The sequence below is a fragment of the Streptomyces sp. NPDC052701 genome, assembly GCF_040678355.1.
Taxonomy (GTDB): domain Bacteria; phylum Actinomycetota; class Actinomycetes; order Streptomycetales; family Streptomycetaceae; genus Streptomyces.
The window spans coordinates 75048-92064 of the sequence record NZ_JBFATO010000004.1 but is presented as its reverse complement, the minus strand read 5'-3'; the positions used below and the strand labels follow the sequence as shown (position 1 = coordinate 92064).

The window sequence follows — 17017 nt, the reverse complement described above, 5'->3', positions numbered from 1 at the left end:
CTGGCCGGATCGGCACCACGTCAGGGAGTGCACCGTGATCGCGTCCACCGCGTCCACCGCGTCCATCGGGTCGGCCGGAGAGGGAACGCGCCGCCCGGCCCAGGTCGACCCCCTCGCCGCGCTGCGCGCGCCGGACGACCCGCCCTGGGACGTCTACCTCACCGGCACCGTCTTCCTCGACATCGTCTTCACCGGGCTCGACTCCGCCCCGGTGCGCGGCACCGAGTCCTGGGCGCGCGGCATGGGGTCCAGCCCCGGCGGCGTCGCCAACATGGCCACCGCGCTGGCCCGCCTCGGGCTGCGGACCTCCCTCGCGGCGGCCTTCGGCGACGACCACTACGGCGAGTACTGCTGGGACACGCTCGAACAGGGCGAGGGCATCGACCTCTCCCCGTCCCGCACCGTCCCCGGCTGGCACTCCCCGGTCACCGTGTCGATGGCGTACGAGGGGGAGCGCACGATGGTCTCCCACGGCCACGAGCCGCCCCCCGAGGAGCCCGCGCCCGACTGCCCGCCCCGCGCGCGGGCCGCCATCGCCTCCCTCACGCCCGGGACCGGCGCGCCCTGGATCGCCCAGGCCGCGAGCAAGGGCGCGCTGGTCTTCGGCGACGTCGGCTGGGACGACACCGGCGCCTGGGACCTGGCGCGGCTGCCCGACCTGAAGTACTGCGAGGCGTTCCTGCCGAACGCGCAGGAGGCCATGCGCTACACGGGCGCCGGCACCCCGCGCGCCGCCGCGCACGCCCTCACCGAGCACGTCCCGGTCGCCGTGGTCACCCTCGGCGCCGAGGGCGCGTACGCCGTGGACCGGCGCACCGGCGAGACCGCCGAGGTCCCCGCCATCGCCGTCGAGGCCCTCGACCCGACCGGCGCCGGGGACGTCTTCGTCGCCGGCTTCGTCACCGGCACCCTGGCCGGCTGGCCGCTGGCCGACCGTCTCGCCTTCGCCGGGCTGACCGCCGCGCTGTCGGTGCAGGAGTTCGGCGGCTCCCTCTCCGCCCCCGGCTGGTCCGAGATCGCGGCCTGGTGGCGCAGGGTCCAGTCGGTCGAGGGCCAGGACCCGGCGGCGCTGCGCCGGTACGCGTTCCTGGCGGACCTGGTGCCGGACGAGCTGGTGCGGCCGTGGCCGCTGCGCAGGGCGGTGCCGACGATCGGGTTCCGCAGGTCGGTGTGAGGGAAGGGAACCGGGAGTCCCGCCGGTGAAAAGTCCTACGGCGTTGTCACCGCGGCGTCGTACCCTGGAAAGCGCGAGGCCGCCCACAGCCGAGCGGCCGTGAAGAGGAGGAACCGCAGGCCTTCAGCGCCGGCCCATGACTCAGACACCCACAGCTCACACCCCCGCGCAGGGGCAGGCGAGAGTGCAGTTCACCGTCCCCGCCCAGCACCCCATGGTGACCGTGCTGGGTTCCGGGGACGCCCTTCTGCGCGTGATCGAGAAGGCCTTCCCGGGGGCCGACATCCACGTCCGGGGCAATGAGATCAGCGCGGTCGGCGACCCGGCGGAGGTCGCCCTCGTCTCGCGCGTGTTCGACGAGATGATGCTCGTGCTCCGCACCGGGCAGCCGATGACGGAGGACGCCGTGGAACGCTCGATCGCCATGCTCAAGGCGAGCGGGAACGGGGAGGGCGACGACCAGGAGACCCCGGCCCAGGTGCTCACCCAGAACATCCTCTCCTCGCGCGGCCGCACCATCCGCCCCAAGACGCTCAACCAGAAGCGGTACGTCGACGCGATCGACAAGCACACGATCGTCTTCGGCATCGGCCCGGCGGGCACCGGCAAGACCTACCTGGCGATGGCCAAGGCGGTGCAGGCCCTGCAGTCCAAGCAGGTCAACCGCATCATCCTGACCCGCCCGGCGGTCGAGGCCGGCGAGCGCCTCGGCTTCCTGCCCGGCACGCTGTACGAGAAGATCGACCCGTACCTGCGCCCGCTGTACGACGCGCTGCACGACATGCTCGACCCCGACTCGATCCCGAGGCTCATGGCCGCGGGCACGATCGAGGTCGCCCCGCTCGCGTACATGCGCGGCCGCACGCTCAACGACGCCTTCATCATCCTGGACGAGGCCCAGAACACCAGCCCCGAGCAGATGAAGATGTTCCTCACCCGCCTCGGCTTCGACTCGAAGATCGTGATCACGGGTGACGTGACGCAGGTCGACCTGCCCGACGGGCAGAAGTCCGGTCTGCGGCAGGTCCAGGAGATCCTGGAGGGAGTGGAGGACGTCCACTTCTCCCGGCTGTCGTCCCACGACGTCGTCCGGCACAAGCTGGTGGGCCGTATCGTCGACGCGTACGAGCAGTACGACAGCAAGCACGGCACCCAGAACGGCGCCCACAAGGGCGGCCGGGGCAAGTCCGGGCACCAGGGGAAGTAGACCGAGCACCAGCATGTCGATCGACGTCAACAACGAGTCCGGCACCGAGGTCGACGAGCAGGCGATCCTCGACATCGCCCGCTACGCGCTCGCGCGGATGCGCATCCACCCGCTCTCCGAGCTCTCGGTGATCATCGTGGACGCCGACGCCATGGAGCAGCTCCACATCCAGTGGATGGACCTGCCCGGGCCGACGGACGTCATGTCGTTCCCGATGGACGAGCTGCGGCCGCCCTCGAAGGACGACGACGAGCCGCCGCAGGGCCTGCTCGGCGACATCGTGCTGTGCCCCGAGGTCGCCGCCAAGCAGGGCGCCGAGGCGCCGACGCAGCACACCATGGACGAGGAGCTCCAGCTCCTCACCGTCCACGGTGTGCTGCACCTGCTCGGCTACGACCACGAGGAGCCGGACGAGAAGGCCGAGATGTTCGGCCTGCAGGCGGCCATCGTGGACGGCTGGCGCGCGGAGCGGGGCCTGACCGGCCCGTCCCCGGCGCCGACGGTCTCGTAACCGCCGATGAGTCCACACCTCGTTCTCGGCGCGATCGCCCTGGTCGTGGTCGCCTGGCTCGCCGCCTGCGCGGAGGCGGGCCTGGCGCGGGTCTCCAGCTTCCGCGCCGAGGAGGCCGTACGCTCCGGCCGCCGCGGCAGCGCCAGGCTCGCCCGGGTCGCCGCGGACCCCACCCGCTACCTCAACGTGGCGCTGCTGGTCCGGGTCGCCTGCGAGATGGCCGCCGCCGCGCTGGTCACCCACGCCTGCCTGGCGCAGTTCGACAGCACCGCCGAGGCGCTGCTGATCGCCATCGCGGTCATGGTGCTCGTGTCGTACGTCGCGGTCGGGGTCTCCCCGCGCACCATCGGCCGCCAGCACCCGCTGACCACCGCGACGGTGGCCGCCTACGTCCTGGTGCCGCTGGCGAGGATCATGGGCCCCGTCCCGTCCCTGCTGATCCTCCTCGGCAACGCGCTCACCCCCGGCAAGGGCTTCCCCCGCGGCCCGTTCGCCTCCGAGGCGGAGCTGCGGGCCCTGGTCGACCTGGCCGAGGCCGAGTCGCTGATCGAGGACGAGGAGCGCCGCATGGTGCACTCCGTCTTCGAACTGGGCGACACCCTGGTGCGCGAGGTCATGGTCCCGCGCACGGACCTGGTGGTCATCGAGCGCTACAAGACCATCCGCCAGGCCCTCACCCTCGCCCTGCGCTCCGGTTTCTCGCGCATCCCGGTGACCGGCGAGAGCGAGGACGACGTCGTCGGGATCGTGTACCTGAAGGACCTGGTCCGCAGGACGCACATCAGCCGCGACGCCGAGTCGGAGCTGGTGTCCACAGCGATGCGCCCGGCGTTCTTCGTGCCCGACACCAAGAACGCCGGCGACCTGCTGCGCGAGATGCAGAAGGAGCGCAACCACGTCGCCGTCGTCATCGACGAGTACGGCGGCACCGCGGGCATCGTCACCATCGAGGACATCCTCGAGGAGATCGTCGGCGAGATCACCGACGAGTACGACCGCGAACTGCCCCCGGTGGAGGACCTCGGCGAGAACCGCCACCGGGTCACCGCCCGCCTCGACATCGGCGACCTCGGCGAGCTGTACGGCCTGGAGTCCTTCGACGACGAGGACGTGGAGACCGTCGGCGGCCTGCTGGCCAAGGCGCTCGGCCGGGTCCCGATCGCCGGCGCCTCCGCGGCCGTGGACCTGCCCGACGGCCGTGCGCTGCGGCTCACCGCGGAGGCCGCCGCCGGCCGCCGCAACAAGATCGTCACCGTGCTGGTGGAGCCGGTGGGCCCGCCCGAAGCCGGGCAGGAGGAGAAGCCGGAGTGACCCCGCGGGAACTGCGCGCGTTCTGCCTGTCCTTCGACGCGGCCGTGGAGGACTTCCCGTTCGGCCCGCAGACCTCGGTCTTCAAGGTGCTGGGCCGGATGTTCGCCCTGGCGGACCTGGACGCGCGCCCCCTGACGGTCAACCTCAAGTGCGACCCGGAGGACGCGCTGCGGCTGCGCGCCGGGCACCCGGACCTGATCGTCCCGGGCTGGCACATGAACAAGCGCCACTGGAACACGGTGACCGTCGACGGCGCGCTCCCCGACGCTCTCGTCCGCGAACTGATCGAGGACTCCTACGACCTGGTCGTCGCGAAGCTCCCGCGGGCCGACCGCCTCCGCCTCGACCGGCCCTGAGACCGGCCCGGGCCGTTCCGTATGCTCGGCTCATGACCGACAGCAGCGCGCTCGACCCCGAGGACCGCAAGATCGTCACCCTGGCCCGTTCCGCGCGGGCCCGCAACGGCGTCCCCGAGGGGGCGGCCGTACGCGACGAGACCGGGCGTACGTACGTGGCGGGGACCGTCGCCCTCGACTCGCTGCGGCTCAGCGCCCTGCGCACGGCGGTGGCGATGGCGGTGGCCTCGGGCGCGAAGTCGCTGGAGGCGGCGGCGGTCGTGACCGAGGCCGGGACCGCGGTGGAGGAGGACCTGGCGGCCGTCCGGGACCTCGGGGGACCGGGGACGCCGGTGCTGGTGGCCGGTCCGGACGGGACGGTCCGGGCGACGGTGGCCGCCGGCTGAACCGCGTCCGCTTCCCGCGCGCGGGACCCGGCCCCGGCGACGCTCATCCCGGCGACGGCGACGGCGACGGCGACGGCGACGGCGGGCGACGGGCGGCGGGCCCGGCGGCCACGGGTCACGGGTCACGAGGGCCGGCCGGGGCACGGCGCCCCGGGACCCCGTGCCGTGACCGCGGGGCGGTGCGGGTGCGCCGTGACGGATCGTGGTGCGGTGGGGCTCCGGGGATCAGGGAGAATGGGCGGCATGAGCGTTCGTACCCAGTCATCCGAACAGTCGGCCGAGGCCGTCCACCGGGCCGGCTTCGCCTGCTTCGTCGGCCGCCCCAACGCGGGCAAGTCCACCCTCACGAACGCTCTGGTCGGGCAGAAGGTGGCGATCACCTCGAACCGGCCGCAGACGACCCGGCACACGGTGCGCGGGATCGTGCACCGGCCGGACGCGCAGCTGATCCTCGTCGACACCCCGGGCCTGCACAAGCCGCGCACGCTGCTCGGCGAGCGGCTCAACGACGTGGTCCGCACGACATGGGCCGAGGTCGACGTGATCGGCTTCTGCCTGCCCGCCGACCAGAAGATCGGCCCGGGCGACCGCTTCATCGCCAAGGAGCTCGCCGGGATCAGGAAGACGCCGAAGGTCGCGATCGTCACCAAGACCGACCTGGTCGACTCCAAGGCGCTGGCCGAGCAGCTGATCGCCGTCGACCAGCTGGGCAAGGAGCTCGGGATCACCTGGGCGGAGATCGTGCCGGTCTCGGCGACCGCGAACAAGCAGGTGGACCTGCTGGCGGACCTGCTGATCCCGCTGCTGCCCGAGGGCCCGGCGCTCTACCCCGAGGGCGACCTGACGGACGAGCCCGAGCAGGTCATGGTGGCGGAGCTGATCCGGGAGGCCGCGCTGGAGGGCGTGCGCGACGAGCTGCCGCACTCCATCGCCGTGGTCGTCGAGGAGATGCTGCCGCGCGAGGACCGCCCGGCCGACAAGCCGCTGCTGGACATCCACGCCAACCTCTTCATCGAACGCCCCAGCCAGAAGGGCATCATCATCGGCCCCAAGGGCAAGCGCCTGAAGGAGGTCGGCATCAGGTCCCGCAAGCAGATCGAGGCGCTGCTGGGGACCCCGGTCTTCCTGGACCTGCACGTGAAGGTGGCGAAGGACTGGCAGCGGGACCCCAAGCAGCTGCGCCGCCTGGGCTTTTGAGGCACGCCCCTCGCGGGCACCCGGCCCGGGCGGGCGGGCTCACCCCTGGGCCCGCAGCACCTCCCGGAACCAGGCGTACGACGCCTTCGGGGTGCGCTCCAGCGTCTCGAAGTCCACGTGGACCAGCCCGAAGCGCTGCGTGTACCCCTGCGCCCACTCGAAGTTGTCCAGCAGCGACCACACGAAGTACCCGCGGACGTCCACGCCCGCCTCGACCGCCCGGTGCAGCGCCCGGATGTGGCCGTCGAGGTAGGCGATGCGGTCCTGGTCGTCGAGGCCCCCGTAGCTGCAGCCGTTCTCGGTGACGACGACCGGCGGGAGGCGGTCGCCGTAGCGGTCGCGGAAGGCGGTCAGGAGGTCCGTGAGCCCTTCGGGGACCACCGGCCAGCCGGAGTCGGTCACCGGGCGGTCCTCGATCTCCCGCACGGAGAAGGGCAGTCCGGCGGGCAGGGGCACCCCGCCGAACCCGGTCCGCCCGCCCCGCGGGGCCCCGATCCGCGTCGGGGCGTAGTAGTTGACGCCGTACCAGTCGACCGGCTCGGCGAGGACCTCCAGGTCCGCCTCGGCGCCGCCGGGCAGTGACGCGACGATGCCGTCCGGGTACCGGCCCAGCAGCAGCGGGTCGGCGAACAGGCGGTTCAGCAGGGTGTCGTAGAACTCCGCGGCCGCCACGTCCGCGGGCTCCCGCGAGGCCGGCCACGTCGGGCCGTGCGAGTTGGCGATGCCGATGTCCGTGGCGCCGTGGGCGCGCAGCGCCCGTACGGCCAGGCCGTGGGCCAGCAGCTGGTGGTGGGCGACCGGGAGGGCGTCGAGGAGCAGCCGCTCGCCGGGGGCGTGGACGCCCAGGGCGTGGCCGAGCAGGGTGTGCTCGGCCGGTTCGTTGAGGGTGATCCACTTCGTCACGCGGTCGCCTAGGCGGCCGGCGACCACCGAGACGTACTCGGCGAAACGCGACGCCGTGTCCCGCTGCCGCCAGTCGAGCCCGGCCGGCAGGTCCCAGTGGAACAGCGTCGGCACCGGGCGCACGCCCGCGGCGCACAGGTCGTCCACCAGGCGGTCGTAGAAGCCGAGGTCCCCGGAGCGCACCCTGGGCCAGGAGACGGAGAACCGGTACGCCCGCACGCCCAGGCCGGCCAGCAGGGCCACGTCCTCGCGGTGGCGGTGGTAGTGGTCGCAGGCCACCGCCGCCGTCGAGCCGTCCCTCACCCGGCCCGGCCCGGCCGTGAAGACGTCCCACACGGACGGCTCGCGCCGGTCGGCCGCGCCCTCGATCTGGTGCGCCGAGGTCGACACGCCCCACAGGAAGCCGGCCGGGAACCGGGGGATCGGGCCGCCCGCGTCAGTCGCCATGCGCGGATCGTCCGCGCCCGCGCGGGGGAAGTCAACGCCCGTGCGGGAAGAGGCGGTCAGGCCCCTTCCCGCAGCACCCGCGAGACCAGCTCGCGCTGCTCCTCCGTCAGCCGGGGGTCCGCGCAGTACACGGTCCTGCCGTCCACGGTGATCCGGTAGCCGAAGCCGTCCGGCACCCCGGCCGGCGGGGTGTCCCGGCCCGCGGCGACCGCCTTCTCGGCCAGGACGTGCCACTCGTGCGCGTCGGCGCGTCCCGAGGTGTCCACCTCGGCCCGGCGCTCGATGCCCGCGAACCCGCCCGTGCGCCTCACCTGAATCCGCATGGCCCCTGTCTAGTACGGAACTACAGCGTGCGCACCCCGACCCGCTCCCACGCCTTGGTCACGGCTTCGGCCTCCGCGCCGTCGCCGTACCGGGCCCGCGCCGCCTTCACCGTGAGCGTCGCGAACTCGGCGAACAGCGCGTCCTGCTTCAGCTCCCCGCCGGCCAGCACGTCGTACCAGACCTGCCCGGCCCGCTCCCAGGCGTGGCCGCCGAGGGCCGTGGCGGCCAGGTAGAAGGCGTGGTTGGGGATGCCGGAGTCGATGTGGACGCCGCCGTTGTCGCGGCCGGTGCGCACATAGCCGTCCATCGTCGCGGGCTGCGGGTCCCTGCCGAGGACGTCGTCGTCGTACGCCGTGCCCGGCTCCTTCATCGAGCGCAGCGCCCTGCCCGTCACGCGCGGGGCGAGCAGGCCCGCGCCGATCAGCCAGTCGGCCTCGGCGGCGGTCTGGCCGAGCGCGTACTGCTTGACGAGGGAGCCGAAGACGTCCGACAGGGACTCGTTCAGGGCGCCGGGCTGGCCGAAGTAGGTGAGGTTGGCCGTGTACTGCGTGACGCCGTGGGCGAGTTCGTGGCCGATGACGTCGAGCGGGAGGGTGAAGTCGAGGAAGACCTCCCCGTCCCCGTCGCCGAAGACCATCTGCTCGCCGTTCCAGAAGGCGTTGCCGTAGTCGCGGTCGTAGTGGACGGTCGCGTCGAGCGGCAGCCCGCCGCCGTCGACGGAGTCGCGCCCGAACGCCGTGAGGAACAGCTCGAAGGTGGCGCCGAGGCCCGCGTAGGCGCGGTTGACGGTGGCGTCCCTGCCGGGTTCGTCGCCCTCGCGGCGCACCGCGCGGCCGGGCAGGTCGGTGCCGTGCCTGGCGTCGAAGACCGTGCGCTGCGGCCTGGCGGGCTCGGCCCCGGCGCGCGGGGCCGCGGCCGGGGCGCCGACGACCGTGGTCAGACGGCGGCGGGTGCGCTCGAAGGCGTCGCGCTCCAGGGTGCGGCGCGCGGGGCGGGCGAGCGCGGGGTCCTCGGCCCGGGCGAGGCGGTCGAGGACATGGGGCGGAACGATGGTGCAGAAGACGGGCTCGAAGCCCCCGTGGGTCGTCATGCCCGGCACCTTCGCACTGCGTGACACTCCTGTCACCCGCCGCAACCATGATTGGTGAAATGCCGGGGCAAGGCGGCCCGCGCCCCCCGTCCCGGTGGTATGACGCGGGTTTCGCCCCCTTTGCGCCCGCGGTCCCGCATACTGATACGGACCCGCGCACCCGGAGGAGCTCGGCTAGCATGCTGCGCATCATGCGTTTCGGGCTGCTTCTCCTTAGCTGCCGCGGCGAGGGCCTGTAACCGAGGCCGACCCCCTCCCCGCGGAGTTTGGCGCTGCGCCGTCGGCCGTCCATCCGGACCCGCGGACCCCCAGAGGAGCCCACGCACCATGGCCAACCGCCAGCAGCCCAGTTCCATGCCGATCCACAAGTACGGCCGCTACGAGCAGGTCGACATCCCCGACCGCACCTGGCCGGACAACCGGATCACCGTCGCCCCCCGCTGGCTCTCCACCGACCTGCGCGACGGCAACCAGGCCCTGATCGACCCGATGTCGCCCGCCCGCAAGCGCGCGATGTTCGACCTGCTGGTCAAGATGGGCTACAAGGAGATCGAGGTCGGCTTCCCGGCCTCCGGCCAGACCGACTACGACTTCGTGCGCTCCATCGTCGAGGAGCCCGGCGCCATCCCCGAGGACGTGACGATCTCCGTCCTCACCCAGGCCCGCGAGGACCTGATCGAGCGGACGGTGGAGTCCCTGAAGGGCGCCCACCGCGCCACCGTCCACCTGTACAACGCCACCGCCCCGGTCTTCCGCCGGGTGGTCTTCCGCGGCTCCAGGGACGACATCAGGCAGATCGCCGTCGACGGCACGCGGCTGGTCATGGAGTACGCCGAGAAGCTGCTGGGCCCGGAGACGCACTTCGGCTACCAGTACAGCCCCGAGATCTTCACCGACACCGAGCTGGACTTCGCGCTGGAGGTCTGCGAGTCGGTGATGGACGTCTGGCAGCCCGGCCCGGACCGCGAGATCATCCTCAACCTGCCCGCCACGGTGGAGCGTTCGACGCCCTCCACGCACGCCGACCGCTTCGAGTGGATGCACCGCCACCTGTCGCGGCGCGAGTTCGTGTGCCTGTCCGTGCACCCGCACAACGACCGCGGCACCGCCGTCGCCGCCGCCGAGCTGGCGCTGATGGCCGGCGCCGACCGCGTCGAGGGCTGCCTGTTCGGGCAGGGCGAGCGCACCGGCAACGTCGACCTGGTCACCCTGGGCATGAACCTGTTCTCCCAGGGCGTCGACCCGCAGATCGACTTCTCCGACATCGACGAGATCCGCCGTACGTGGGAGTACTGCAACCAGATGGAGGTCCACCCGCGCCACCCGTACGTGGGCGACCTGGTCTACACGTCCTTCTCCGGCTCCCACCAGGACGCCATCAAGAAGGGCTTCGACGCCATGGAGGCCGACGCGAAGGCCAGGGGCGTCACCGTCGACGACATCGAGTGGGCCGTGCCGTACCTGCCCATCGACCCCAAGGACGTGGGCCGCTCCTACGAGGCGGTCATCCGCGTCAACTCGCAGTCCGGCAAGGGCGGTGTCGCCTACGTGCTGAAGAACGAGCACAAGCTGGACCTGCCGCGCCGGATGCAGATCGAGTTCTCGAAGATCATCCAGGCGAAGACGGACGCCGAGGGCGGCGAGATCACGCCGAAGGACATCTGGGCGGTCTTCCAGGACGAGTACCTGCCCAACCCCGGCAACCCCTGGGGCCGCATCCAGGTCAAGAACGGCCAGTCCACCACGGACCGCGACGGCGTCGACACGCTCACCGTCGAGGCCGCGGTCGACGGCCGGGACACGGTCCTGACCGGCACCGGCAACGGTCCGATCTCTGCCTTCTTCGACGCGCTGCAGTCCATCGGCATCGACGTACGCCTGCTGGACTACCAGGAGCACACGATGAGCGAGGGCGCCTCCGCGCAGGCCGCCTCCTACATCGAGTGCGCCATCGACGGCAAGGTCCTGTGGGGCATCGGAATCGACGCGAACACGACGCGGGCCTCGCTCAAGGCCGTCGTCTCCGCCGTCAACCGAGCGGCCCGCTGACCAGCCGAACCGGGGATTCGCGGGCCCCGTCCACCGTTGTCCGGTGGACGGGGCCCCGTCGTATACCGGCCAATTGCTGTAGAGGTCACGGAAAGGTCTCCTCCGGGGTACTGACTCTGCCTCGCGGATGTGGCTAACATCACGCAAGCGCGGCGATGTTGCCGTGGGGTTACGGAGGTGCGACGTGCTGCCAGGACGGGGACGAAACGGCCGTGTCGCCAGACTTGCGCGCGTCCTGGGCACCCGGACCGCGTGGACGGCCGTCGGCGACGGGGAGTTCTTCTGCCCCGGCTGCGGCGGCGACCGCAACTACCAGCGGCTGACCGGGCAGCGCCGCTTCTCCCTGCTCGGCGTGCCCGTGCTGCCGCGCGGCGAGACCGGGCCGGTCGTCGAGTGCGCGGCCTGCCGCCGCCACTTCGGCACCGAGGTGCTGGACCACCCGACCACCGTCCGCTTCTCCGCGATGCTCCGCGACGCCGTCCACACCGTCGCCCTCGCCGTGCTCGCCGCGGGCGGCGCCGGCTCCCGCTCGGCCCTGGACGCGGCGGCCGGCGCGGTGCGCGCGGCCGGCTTCGACGACTGCACCCAGGAGCAGCTGGCCGCCCTCGTCGAGGCCCTGGAGGCGGACACCGGCCGGATCGCCGGGGAGCCGTGCGGCGCGGGCCTGGCCATAGAGCTGCACGAGGCGCTGGACCCGCTGACCCCGCACCTGGCCCCCACCGGCCGCGAGTCGATCCTGCTCCAGGGCGCCCGCATCGCCCTGGCCGACGGCCCCTACACCCCCGCCGAGCGGGACGTCCTGGCCACCGTCGGGGCCGCCCTCACCATCTGCTCGGACGACGTGACGCGGCTGCTGGCGGCGGCGCGGACACCGTCGTGACCCCCGTGCCGATGCTGTCGTGACCCCCGTGCCGGCGCCGTCGTGACTCCCGTGCGGATGCCGTCGTGACCCGTGCGGGCGCCGCGGCCCGCGCCGGGCGCCTCCGGGACACCCGGTTCACGGACACGGCACAGGGGTGCCGCCGGGTCCGACGGCCCGGCCGGCCGGGCGGTTCCCGCGCGGCCCCCGGCGCCGTCGCCCGCCGGTCCTCACAGCAGCCCCGCGCCGGCGAGGAACACCCCCACCCGCTCCACCTCGTCCGCCGACAGCGGCACCTGCGGCTCGGCCGTCGCCGGGCAGGCGATCACGCCCCGCAGGTGCAGGGCGGCCTTGAAGGCGCCGATGGCCGAGGAACCGGCGCCCATGCGGGCCGGGTCGCCGACGTCCACCATGCCGAACAGGGCGCACAGGCGTTCCTGCTCGGCGCGGGCCCGCTCCGGGTCCCCGGCGCGCCACGACCGGTCGAGGCGGACGTAGCCGTGCGGGTCGACGTTGGCGAGGCCGGGCACCGCCCCGTCGGCGCCCACCGCGAGCGCCGCGTCGACGATCAGTTCGGAGCCGGTCAGGACGCTGAAGCCGGTGATGCCGGGGTGGGCCCGGGCGCCGGTTGCGACCGCGCGGAAGCCGCCCAGGTCGCCGCTGGAGTCCTTCAGCCCGGCGAGCACGCCCTCGGCGGCCAGCTCCAGCACCAGTTCGGCGGCCAGCTTGGTGTGCACCGCGACCGGCAGGTCGTAGGCCAGGACCGGGACCGGGCAGGCCGCGGCGACCAGGCGGTAGTGGCGGGCGACCTCCGCCGGATGGGTGCGGCTGTAGAACGGGGAGGTGACGACGACCGCGTCCGCGCCCGCCCGCGTGACCTGGCGCACGTGGTCCAGGACCCGGGGCGTCGACATGTCGATGGCGCCCGCCAGGACCGGGAGCTGTCCGCCCACGTGGGCCGTCACCGACTCCACCACCAGCCCGCGCTGCCGGTCCGTCAGGTACGCCGCCTCCGAGGTCGAGCCCAGCACGAACAGGCCGCGCACCCCGCCCGCCACCAGGTGGTCGACCAGCCGGAGCAGTGAGGGGACGTCCACCTCGCGGTCCGGTGTCAGGGGCGTGCACACGGGCGGGACGACACCGGTGAGCGGGGCGGGAAAGGTCACGAGGGCTCCCTGGGCTGGTTCCGGCGTACGAGGTCGCGGGTCGACTCGTCCTCCTCGACAGGATGGTGGCAGCGGAAGCGGTGTCCCGGGGCCGACGCGGCCGAGAAGTCCGGCATCAGCCGCGCGCACGCCTCGTCCGCCTTCCAGCAGCGGGTGCGGAACGGGCAGCCGCTCGGCGGGCGGGTCGCCGACGGCACCGGGCCGGTCAGCGGGATCGGGTCGATCGGGTGCAGCAGGCCGGGCGTGGCGGAGAACAGGGCACGCGTGTACGGGTGCCGGGCCCGGTCGGCGACCCGGGCGGCCGGGGTCTCCTCCACGATCCGGCCCAGGTACATGGTGATCACGCGGTCGCTCATCCGCCGCACCGTCTGGATGTCGTGCGAGACGAAGACCAGGGCCAGGGCCAGGCGTTCCTTCAGGTCGAGGAGCAGGTTGAGGATCTGGGCCCGCACGGACACGTCCAGGGCGCTGGTCGGCTCGTCCGCCACGACCAGGTCCGGGTCGAGGGCGAGCGCGCGGGCGATGGCGACGCGCTGGCGCTGGCCGCCGGACAACTGGCCGGGCAGGGCGTCGGCCAGGGCGCGCGGGAGACCGACCAGGGACATCAGCTCCCGTACCCGGTCCTCACGCTGCGCTTTCGTGCCCCGGTCGTGCACGTCCAGCGGGTCCCGCAGGATCCGCCGGACGGTCAGGCGGCGGTTCAGGGCCGTCGACGGATCCTGGAAGACCATGCCGATGCTGCCGCCGACGGCCCTGCGGCGCTCGGCCGGTGCCATCGCCCACAGGTCCCGGCCCCGGAACGCCACCGTCCCGGACACCGGCCGCTCCACGCCCACCAGCACCTTCGCCAGCGTCGACTTCCCGCAGCCCGACTCACCGACCACACCGACCGTCTCGCCGGGCGCGACGGTGAGGTCGGCGCCGGTCAGGGCGTACACCCGGTCGCGGCGGAACAGGCCGCCGCCGCGGGCCCGGTGGACGACGTGCGCGTCGGACAGCTCCACCAGCGGGCCTCCGGGCGGCTCCACCGGCGGGCCGCCGGACGGCTTCCCCGACGCGCTCACGTCACGGCCTCCGGACTCTCCGGGCTCTCCGGGCTCTTCGGGGCTCGCGCCGTCGGCAGGACGACGGCCGGGTGGTGGCAGGCCGCGGTGTGCGTCGGCGTGCCCGCCGGGACGGGCGCCGTCGTCCGGCAGACCTCGCTCGCCAGGGGGCACCGGCCGGCGAAGCGGCAGCCCGCGGGGAAGTCGGCGGGGGAGGGCACCACGCCCCTGATCTGCGCCAGCCGCTCGGCCGCCGACTCCAGCGACAGCACACTGGCGAGCAGCCCGCGCGTGTAGTGGTGGGCCGGCGCCTCCACCAGGTCGGCGGTCACGCCCGTCTCCACGATCTGCCCGCCGTACATCACGGCCACCCGGTCGGTGACGTCCGCGACCAGCGCCAGATCGTGGGAGACCAGGATCAGCGCGAAGCCCAGCTCCTCCCGCAGCCCGAGCAGCAGCTCGACGACCTGCGCCTGCACGGTCACGTCCAGGGCGGTCGTCGGCTCGTCGGCGACGATCAGTCTCGGCTCGCGGGACAGGGCCATGGCGATCAGCACGCGCTGGCGCTGGCCCCCCGAGAGCTCGTGCGGGTAGCTGCGCAGGGTGCGGCCGGGGTCGAGGCCGACCATCGTGAGGAGTTCGGCGGGGCCGCGGCGCCCGCCGCGCCGTACGACCTGCCTCAGCTGTGCGCGGATCGTCATCGCCGGGTTCAGCGACGACAGCGCGTCCTGGTAGATCATCGCCATCTCGTGGCCGAGCAGTCCGCGCCGCACGCGCACCGGCTCGGCGAGCAGGTCCCGCCCGCCGAAGCGCACGTGGCCGCGCACCCGGGCGCCCTTCGGTTCCAGTCCCATCACGGCGAGTGCGGTCAGCGACTTGCCGCAGCCCGACTCGCCGACCAGGCCGAGGACCTCGCCGGGGTGCACCTCGAAGCTGATGCCGTCCAGGACGTCCACGCCGCCGTGGCGGTGGCCGAAGCCGAGGGCGAGGTTCTCGACGGCCAGCACCGGCCGCCCGTCGCGGGGGAGGTCGCGGGCACGCGCGCGCAGCCGCCGGGCCGCCTCGGCCAGGCCGGGCAGCCGGACGACGTCGCCGCCGGGCTCCGGCGCCTCCAGCCGGTCCTCGTCCCGTACCCCGTCCCGCATCTGCGCCTCCCGCGCCGACGGGGCCGCCCACGCGTCGGACACGCCCTCGGACAGGACGTTCAGCGACAGCACGGTGAGCAGCATCAGCAGCCCCGGGAAGACGGTCGCCCACCAGCCCCCGGTCAGCACCATGTTCTTGCCGTCGGCGATGACGCTCCCCCAGGAGGGGTCCGGGGGCCGCACGCCCGCGCCGATGAAGGACAGCGACGCCTCGAACACGATCGCCTCGGCGACCTGGACCGTGCAGAACACCAGCACCGGGGCGGTGCAGTTGACCGCCACGTGCTTCAGCACGATGTGGGGGGTGCGCGCGCCGATGACCCGTTCCGCGGTCACGTAGTCCTCGCCGTACTGGTCGAGGACGTTGGCCCGGACGACCCGCGCCACCGGTGGCGTGAACAGGAACGCGATCGCGCAGACCAGCACCGTGACCCCGCCGCCGAACACGGCGACCAGCACGGCCGCCAGCGCGATGCCGGGGAACGCCATCACCACGTCCAGGCAGCGCATCAGCGTCTCGTCGACCGCCTTGCGGGAGGTGGCCGCGACCGCGCCGAGGAGCGCCCCGGCGACGAGGGCGAGCGCGGTGGCGCCGAACCCGATCGCCAGGGACCAGCGGGCGCCGTACATCAGCCGGGCGAGGACGTCCCGGCCGAGGCTGTCCTGGCCCATCCAGTGCCCGGCGGACGGCCGGCCGGTGCCGTCGACGGGCGGCTGCTGGTCGAGCGGGTCGTGCGGGGCGAGCAGGGGCGCGAGGAACGCCGCCAGGAGGACGACCGCCAGGAAGCAGACGGCGGCCCTGGACAGCGGCGGCAGCCGGCGCCGGCCGCGCAGCCGGACGCCGGGACGGGACAGGGCTTCGGTGAGGCGCTTGCGGCCGAAGATCACGCCGTCCCCCTCAGCCGCGGGTTGACCAGCAGGTACAGCAGGTCGATGACGAGGTTCACGACGACGAAGCCGGCCGCCGTGGTCAGGACGACCCCCTGGACCACGGCCGGGTCGCCGTTCTTCACGGCGTCGATCATCAGCTTGCCCATGCCGGGCAGCGAGAAGATCGTCTCGATCACGACCGCGCCGCCCAGGAGGTAGCCGACGCGCAGGCCGAGCACCGTCAGGGGGTTGATCAGGGCGTTCCTGAGGACGTTGCGCCCGATCACCACCCGGGGCGGCAGTCCGCTGCCGATCGCCGTGCGGACGTAGTCCTTGTCCAGTTCCTCGACCACGGCCGTGCGCACGATCCGCGTGAGCTGGGCGGCGACGGGCAGCGACAGGGCGAGGGCGGGCAACGTCATCGTCCGCAGCCAGCCGGTGAGGGAGTCGGCCGGGTTGACGTAGCCGCCGGTCGGGAACCAGCCCAGGTCGACCGCCAGGTACTGGATCATCAGCAGCGCCAGCCAGAAGCCGGGCGCGGCGACCCCGGTCAGGGACACCACCCGGACGATCTGGTCGGGCAGCCGGTCCCGGTGGATCGCGGCGGTCACCCCGCCCAGCAGCGCCAGCACCACCGCGACGCCCAGGCCGAGGAAGGTGAGCTGGAGGGTGAGCGGCAGCGCGGTGGCGACCTGCTCGGCCACCGGTGCCCGGGTCAGCGCGCTGGTGCCCAGGTCGCCGTGGAGCAGGTCGGCGACGAAGTGGGCGTAGCGCACCGGGAGCGGGTCGAGCAGGCCGTGTTCCTCGCGGAAGTCGTGCAGCTGGCGCGGGGTCGGGTTGGCGCCCTGGAAGAAGGCGGACGCCGGGTCGACGTCCGAGAACCGCATCACCAGGAACACGAACAGCACGATGCCGAGCATCAGCGGGACGAGCAGCGCGATGCGGCGGACCAGGACGCGCAGGACGGCTGCCACGGGCG

At 73.4% G+C, this 17017-nt stretch carries 16 protein-coding genes; 9 read left to right on the top strand and 7 right to left on the bottom strand.

The annotated features are described in order from the left end of the window. The first annotated feature begins 64 nt into the window (after positions 1-64). From AB0L29_RS07160 to era, 7 genes are all read left to right on the top strand, one after another. Complete coding sequence (locus AB0L29_RS07160; RefSeq protein WP_365824668.1) at positions 65-1174, top strand: PfkB family carbohydrate kinase; 1110 nt, start codon at positions 65-67, stop codon at positions 1172-1174. A 136-nt stretch (positions 1175-1310) separates the two neighbouring features. Beyond that, the gene (locus AB0L29_RS07155) at positions 1311-2381 is read left to right on the top strand and encodes a PhoH family protein (protein ID WP_365824228.1); all 1071 of its coding nucleotides are present in this window, start codon (positions 1311-1313) and stop codon (positions 2379-2381) included. A gap of 13 nt (positions 2382-2394) precedes the next feature. Further along, complete coding sequence (ybeY, locus tag AB0L29_RS07150; RefSeq protein WP_365824226.1) at positions 2395-2892, top strand: rRNA maturation RNase YbeY; 498 nt, start codon at positions 2395-2397, stop codon at positions 2890-2892. A 6-nt stretch (positions 2893-2898) separates the two neighbouring features. After that, positions 2899-4203, top strand: coding sequence for a hemolysin family protein (locus AB0L29_RS07145; RefSeq protein ID WP_365824224.1), 1305 nt, complete (start codon positions 2899-2901; stop codon positions 4201-4203). After that, entirely contained in the window at positions 4200-4559 is a 360-nt protein-coding gene (locus AB0L29_RS07140; protein ID WP_365824222.1) for an MmcQ/YjbR family DNA-binding protein, read from the top strand. The genes AB0L29_RS07145 and AB0L29_RS07140 overlap by 4 nt, the downstream gene beginning before the upstream one ends. A 32-nt stretch (positions 4560-4591) precedes the next feature. Further along, positions 4592-4945 carry a cytidine deaminase gene (locus AB0L29_RS07135; RefSeq protein WP_365824220.1) on the top strand — a complete coding sequence of 118 codons (354 nt, stop codon included), beginning with the start codon at positions 4592-4594 and terminating at the stop codon, positions 4943-4945. Positions 4946-5188: 243 nt separating this feature from the next. Then, the gene (gene era / locus AB0L29_RS07130; RefSeq protein WP_365824218.1) at positions 5189-6142 is read left to right on the top strand and encodes a GTPase Era; all 954 of its coding nucleotides are present in this window, start codon (positions 5189-5191) and stop codon (positions 6140-6142) included. Between the two features lie 39 nt (positions 6143-6181). Here the strand turns inward: era and AB0L29_RS07125 are convergent, their stop codons facing one another. The 3 genes from AB0L29_RS07125 to AB0L29_RS07115 are packed head-to-tail and all read right to left on the bottom strand — an operon-like array spanning position 6182 to position 8906. Continuing rightward, positions 6182-7492, bottom strand: a complete 1311-nt coding sequence (locus tag AB0L29_RS07125; protein ID WP_365824216.1) for a GH1 family beta-glucosidase — start codon at positions 7490-7492, stop codon at positions 6182-6184. Positions 7493-7548: 56 nt separating this feature from the next. Next, positions 7549-7815, bottom strand: a complete 267-nt coding sequence (locus AB0L29_RS07120) for a protealysin inhibitor emfourin (protein ID WP_365824214.1) — start codon at positions 7813-7815, stop codon at positions 7549-7551. A gap of 20 nt (positions 7816-7835) precedes the next feature. Beyond that, the gene (locus tag AB0L29_RS07115) at positions 7836-8906 is read right to left on the bottom strand and encodes a M4 family metallopeptidase (protein WP_365824212.1); all 1071 of its coding nucleotides are present in this window, start codon (positions 8904-8906) and stop codon (positions 7836-7838) included. Between the two features lie 327 nt (positions 8907-9233). Here AB0L29_RS07115 and leuA point away from each other — a divergent pair, with 327 nt between their 5' ends. Both leuA and AB0L29_RS07105 read left to right on the top strand, forming a co-directional pair. Further along, a complete protein-coding gene (leuA, locus tag AB0L29_RS07110; protein WP_365824210.1) occupies positions 9234-10955 on the top strand; it encodes a 2-isopropylmalate synthase in 1722 nt (573 codons plus the stop codon). Between the two features lie 184 nt (positions 10956-11139). Next, positions 11140-11835, top strand: a complete 696-nt coding sequence (locus AB0L29_RS07105) for a TerB family tellurite resistance protein (RefSeq protein WP_365824208.1) — start codon at positions 11140-11142, stop codon at positions 11833-11835. A gap of 209 nt (positions 11836-12044) precedes the next feature. Here the strand turns inward: AB0L29_RS07105 and AB0L29_RS07100 are convergent, their stop codons facing one another. The 4 genes from AB0L29_RS07100 to AB0L29_RS07085 are packed head-to-tail and all read right to left on the bottom strand — an operon-like array spanning position 12045 to position 17012. Continuing rightward, on the bottom strand, positions 12045-12980 hold the full coding sequence (locus tag AB0L29_RS07100; protein ID WP_365824206.1) for a dihydrodipicolinate synthase family protein: 936 nt from the start codon (positions 12978-12980) through the stop codon (positions 12045-12047). Further along, the gene (locus tag AB0L29_RS07095; protein WP_365824204.1) at positions 12977-14044 is read right to left on the bottom strand and encodes an ABC transporter ATP-binding protein; all 1068 of its coding nucleotides are present in this window, start codon (positions 14042-14044) and stop codon (positions 12977-12979) included. Before AB0L29_RS07095 ends, AB0L29_RS07100 begins: the two co-directional genes overlap by 4 nt. After that, a complete protein-coding gene (locus AB0L29_RS07090) occupies positions 14041-16056 on the bottom strand; it encodes a dipeptide/oligopeptide/nickel ABC transporter permease/ATP-binding protein (protein ID WP_365824202.1) in 2016 nt (671 codons plus the stop codon). The genes AB0L29_RS07095 and AB0L29_RS07090 overlap by 4 nt, the downstream gene beginning before the upstream one ends. After that, the gene (locus tag AB0L29_RS07085) at positions 16053-17012 is read right to left on the bottom strand and encodes an ABC transporter permease (protein WP_365824200.1); all 960 of its coding nucleotides are present in this window, start codon (positions 17010-17012) and stop codon (positions 16053-16055) included. Before AB0L29_RS07085 ends, AB0L29_RS07090 begins: the two co-directional genes overlap by 4 nt. Positions 17013-17017 lie beyond the last annotated feature (5 nt).